General features: G+C 52.8%; 2 rRNA genes. Both read left to right on the top strand.

What is annotated here, in order from left to right:
* Positions 1 to 161 precede the first annotated feature (161 nt).
* Positions 162 to 1,679, top strand: a 16S ribosomal RNA gene (locus ABRP93_RS11270).
* Positions 1,680 to 2,192: 513 nt separating this feature from the next.
* Positions 2,193 to 5,221 (top strand): 23S ribosomal RNA (locus ABRP93_RS11265); the annotation flags it as partial.

The raw sequence follows: 5,221 nt of genomic DNA, 5'->3' as shown, positions 1-5,221 counted from the left end.
CTTTTTGTGCCCCGTCGGGTTGGGGAGGCAATGATTTTTCTTTGTAGTAATTTTTGGACGCCAGCATGGGCCTGCTTTTTGTGGGTTTGTGGTGGTTTGTTCTTTTGGTTAGGTTTGGGCTTTTCACGGCCTTTTCAGGATTTTGTTGTTCTGAAATTCTTTTTGTGGAGAGTTTGATCCTGGCTCAGGACGAACGCTGGCGGCGTGCTTAACACATGCAAGTCGAACGGAAAGGCCCTGCTTGCAGGGTACTCGAGTGGCGAACGGGTGAGTAACACGTGGGTGATCTGCCCTGCACTTCGGGATAAGCTTGGGAAACTGGGTCTAATACCGGATAGGACCGCACTTTAGTGTGTGTGGTGGAAAGTTTTTTCGGTGTAGGATGAGCTCGCGGCCTATCAGCTTGTTGGTGGGGTAATGGCCTACCAAGGCGGCGACGGGTAGCCGGCCTGAGAGGGTGTACGGCCACATTGGGACTGAGATACGGCCCAGACTCCTACGGGAGGCAGCAGTGGGGAATATTGCACAATGGGCGCAAGCCTGATGCAGCGACGCCGCGTGGGGGATGAAGGCCTTCGGGTTGTAAACTCCTTTCGCTAGGGACGAAGCTTTTTGTGACGGTACCTAGATAAGAAGCACCGGCTAACTACGTGCCAGCAGCCGCGGTAATACGTAGGGTGCGAGCGTTGTCCGGAATTACTGGGCGTAAAGGGCTCGTAGGTGGTTTGTCGCGTCGTCTGTGAAATTCTGGGGCTTAACTCCGGGCGTGCAGGCGATACGGGCATAACTTGAGTGCTGTAGGGGTAACTGGAATTCCTGGTGTAGCGGTGAAATGCGCAGATATCAGGAGGAACACCGATGGCGAAGGCAGGTTACTGGGCAGTTACTGACGCTGAGGAGCGAAAGCATGGGTAGCGAACAGGATTAGATACCCTGGTAGTCCATGCCGTAAACGGTGGGCGCTAGGTGTGAGGGTCTTTCTACGACTTTCGTGCCGTAGCTAACGCATTAAGCGCCCCGCCTGGGGAGTACGGCCGCAAGGCTAAAACTCAAAGGAATTGACGGGGGCCCGCACAAGCGGCGGAGCATGTGGATTAATTCGATGCAACGCGAAGAACCTTACCTGGGCTTGACATACATCAGATCGCTGCAGAGATGTAGTTTCCCTTTGTGGTTGGTGTACAGGTGGTGCATGGTTGTCGTCAGCTCGTGTCGTGAGATGTTGGGTTAAGTCCCGCAACGAGCGCAACCCTTGTCTTATGTTGCCAGCATTTGGTTGGGGACTCATGAGAGACTGCCGGGGTTAACTCGGAGGAAGGTGGGGATGACGTCAAATCATCATGCCCCTTATGTCCAGGGCTTCACACATGCTACAATGGTCGGTACAACGCGTTGCGACACTGTGAGGTGGAGCGAATCGCTGAAAGCCGGCCTTAGTTCGGATTGGGGTCTGCAACTCGACCCCATGAAGTCGGAGTCGCTAGTAATCGCAGATCAGCAATGCTGCGGTGAATACGTTCCCGGGCCTTGTACACACCGCCCGTCACGTCATGAAAGTTGGTAACACCCGAAGCCGGTGGCCTAAACGTGTTAGGGAGCCGTCGAAGGTGGGATCGGCGATTGGGACGAAGTCGTAACAAGGTACCCGTACCGGAAGGTGCGGGTGGATCACCTCCTTTCTAAGGAGCTTTTATTTTGGCTGCAGTTGCAGTTAATGACTCACAGTTGTGGGTTGCCCACATAGTTGATGGTGGGTTGGTGGTTGAGTAGGCAAGTGTTCTGCTGCCACCGAATTTGGAAATTCCGGGTAGGAGACACACCTTAATCAGCAGTATCAAGTGTTGAGACAGTGCTTTGTGACATGCGTAAAAGTGTCCATGTATACGAAAATGAGTGTTGTTTGTACGTTGGTGCATTGTTGGGTGTCTGGGGCATTATCCCCTTTTTTTGTGTGCCTGACTGGTTGATGGATGCCATTCATTGTGGTGGTGTTTGTTGCTGGTTTGGGGTGTTGTGTGAGAACTGTATAGTGGACGCGAGCATCTGCATGATGCCACTTACACGTTGTGTTTGTGGTGTTTCATGTGTGTGATGTGATTTTTCTTTTTTGTTTATTTTGTCAAGTTCACTTGTTACCACCACATGCTGGTTGCATGGCTTTTGTTGGTTGTGTGGTTTGTGTGGTGGTTGGTGTGTTCGTTATTTAGGGCGCATGGTGGATGCCTTGGCATGCTGAGCCGATGAAGGACGTGTAAGGCTGCGTTAAGCCTCGGGGAGTTGTCAATAAAGCGTTGATCCGAGGATGTCCGAATGGGGAAACCTGGCCCTGGTTATGTGGGGTTACCCTTCAGTGAATTCATAGCTGTTGTGGGGGTTACGCGGGGAAGTGAAACATCTCAGTACCCGTAGGAGGAGAAAATAATAATGATTCTGCTAGTAGTGGCGAACGAACGTGGATGAGGCTAAACCGTGTGCATGTGATACCTGGTAGGGGTTGTGTGTGCGGTGTTGTGGGGCCTAGCTTTGTGTCATCTACCAGTGGCACGCCCTGTGCATTGTTGTTAGGTGAAGTGGTTTGGAATGATCTACCGGAGTAGGTGAGAGTCCTGTAGCTGAAGATGATGATGTGGGGGTTGTTGGGTTCCCGAGTAGCAACGGGCTCGTGGAATCTGTTGTGAATCTGCCGGGACCACCCGGTAAGCCTAAATACTCAGTGTGACCGATAGTGGATAGTACCGTGAGGGAATGGTGAAAAGTACCCCGGGAGGGGAGTGAAATAGTTCCTGAAACCATGTGCTTACAATCCGTCAGAGCACTTTTTATGGTGTGATGGCGTGCCTTTTGAAGAATGAGCCTGCGAGTCAGCGGCATGTCGCGAGGTTAACCCGTGTGGGGTAGTCGTAGGGAAACCGAATCCTAATGGGGTGGTAAGTGGCATGTCCTGGACCCGAAGCGGGGTGATCTACCCATGGCCAGTGTGAAGCAGCTGTAAGAGGTTGTGGAGGCGCGAACCCACGTAGGTTGAAAACTGCGGGGATGAGCTGTGGGTAGGGGTGAAAGGCCAATCAAACTCCGTGATAGCTGGTTCTCCCCGAAATGCATTTAGGTGCAGCGTCGCATTTAGCTTGGTGGAGGTAGAGCGACTGGTTGGTTGAGCGGGACTACAATCTTAGCAATGTCAGCCAAACTCCGAATGCCATCAATTGTGTTGTGCGGCAGTGAGACTGTGGGGGATAAGCTTCATAGTCGAGAGGGAAACAGCCCAGATCGCCGGTTAAGGCCCCTAAGGGTGTACTAAGTGGAAAAGGATGTGGGATCGCGAAGACAGCCAGGAGGTTGGCTTAGAAGCAGCCATCCTTGAAAGAGTGCGTAATAGCTCACTGGTCGAGTGGTTCTGCGCCGACAATGTAGTGGGGCTCAAGTACATCGCCGAAGCCGCGGCAAGCAACAATTTTTTGTTGTTTGGGTAGGGGAGCGTCGTGCATGGGTGGAAGCGTTACCGTGAGGAGGCGTGGACTGTGTGCGAGTGAGAATGCAGGCATGAGTAACGAATTGTAAGGTGAGAATCCTTACCGCCGGATGACTAAGGGTTCCTGGGTCAAGTTCGTCTTCCCAGGGTGAGTCGGGACCTAAGGCGAGGCCGACAGGCGTAGTCGATGGATAACCAGTTGATATTCTGGTACCCGTACATGTGCGCCCATGATGAAGCACTGATACTAACCACTGCGGATACGCTACCTAGCATTCTTTGAGTGTTGGTGGTGTTGATGTCGTGGGGCCTGATGTGTGGTTCAAGTGATGGGGTGACGCAGTGAGGTAGCCGCGCCACTTACTGGATTGGTGGTGTAAGCGTGTAGGCCGTGTGGTAGGTAAATCCGCTGCACATTTTAGGTTGAGGCGTGATGCGTAGACCCATTGGGGTTGATGGTGGTGATCCTGTACTGTCGAGAAAAGCCTCTAGCGAGTGCGTGTATGGCCCGTACCCTAAACCGACACAGGTGGTCAGGTTGAAGATACTAAGGCGTTCGGGTGAACTGTGGTTAAGGAATTCGGCAAAATGCCCCCGTAACTTCGGGAGAAGGGGGGCCCTGTGACGTGAAGACCCTTGCGGTTGGAGTGTTGTGGGGTCGCAGAGAATAGAGGGAAGCGACTGTTTATCAAAAACACAGGTCCATGCGAAGACGTTAAGTTGATGTATATGGACTGACGCCTGCCCGGTGCTGGAAGGTTAAGAGGACCGGTTAGTTAACGTTTGTTAGCGAAGCTGAGAATTTAAGCCCCAGTAAACGGCGGTGGTAACTATAACCATCCTAAGGTAGCGAAATTCCTTGTCGGGTAAGTTCCGACCTGCACGAATGGCGTAACGACTTCTCTGCTGTCTCGACCACAGGCCCGGTGAAATTGCATTACGAGTAAAGATGCTCGTTACGCGCGGCAGGACGAAAAGACCCCGGGACCTTCACTATAGCTTGGTATTGGTGTTTGGTTCGGTTTGTGTAGGATAGGTGGGAGACTGTGAAATCATCACGCTAGTGGTGGTGGAGTCGTTGTTGAAATACCACTCTGATCGGATTGAGCATCTAACCTTGGCCCATGATCTGGGTTGGGGACAGTGCCTGGTGGGTAGTTTAACTGGGGCGGTTGCCTCCCAAAATGTAACGGAGGCGCCCAAAGGTTCCCTCAGCCTGGTTGGCAATCAGGTGGTGAGTGTAAGTGCACAAGGGAGCTTGACTGTGAGACAGACATGTCGAGCAGGGACGAAAGTCGGGACTAGTGATCCGGCACCTACTTGTGGATGTGGTGTCGCTCAACGGATAAAAGGTACCCCGGGGATAACAGGCTGATCTTCCCCAAGAGTCCATATCGACGGGATGGTTTGGCACCTCGATGTCGGCTCGTCGCATCCTGGGGCTGGAGTAGGTCCCAAGGGTTGGGCTGTTCGCCCATTAAAGCGGCACGCGAGCTGGGTTCAGAACGTCGTGAGACAGTTCGGTCTCTATCCGCCGCGCGCGTTGAAACTTGAAGAAGGCTGTCCCTAGTACGAGAGGACCGGGACGGACGTACCTCTAGTGTGCCAGTTATCCCGCCAGGGGTAGTGCTGGTTGGCTACGTACGGAAGGGATAACCGCTGAAAGCATCTAAGCGGGAAGCCTGTTTTAAGATGAGGTTTCTTTTGAGGTCCCCTAAAGACTATGGGGTAGATAGGCCAGACTTGGAAGCA

This window comes from Corynebacterium sp. KPL2850 (genome assembly GCF_040225855.1).
Classification (GTDB): Bacteria; Actinomycetota; Actinomycetes; order Mycobacteriales; family Mycobacteriaceae; genus Corynebacterium.
The sequence above is the reverse complement of the archived record's forward strand: the minus strand, read 5'-3'. Positions and strand labels throughout refer to the sequence as shown.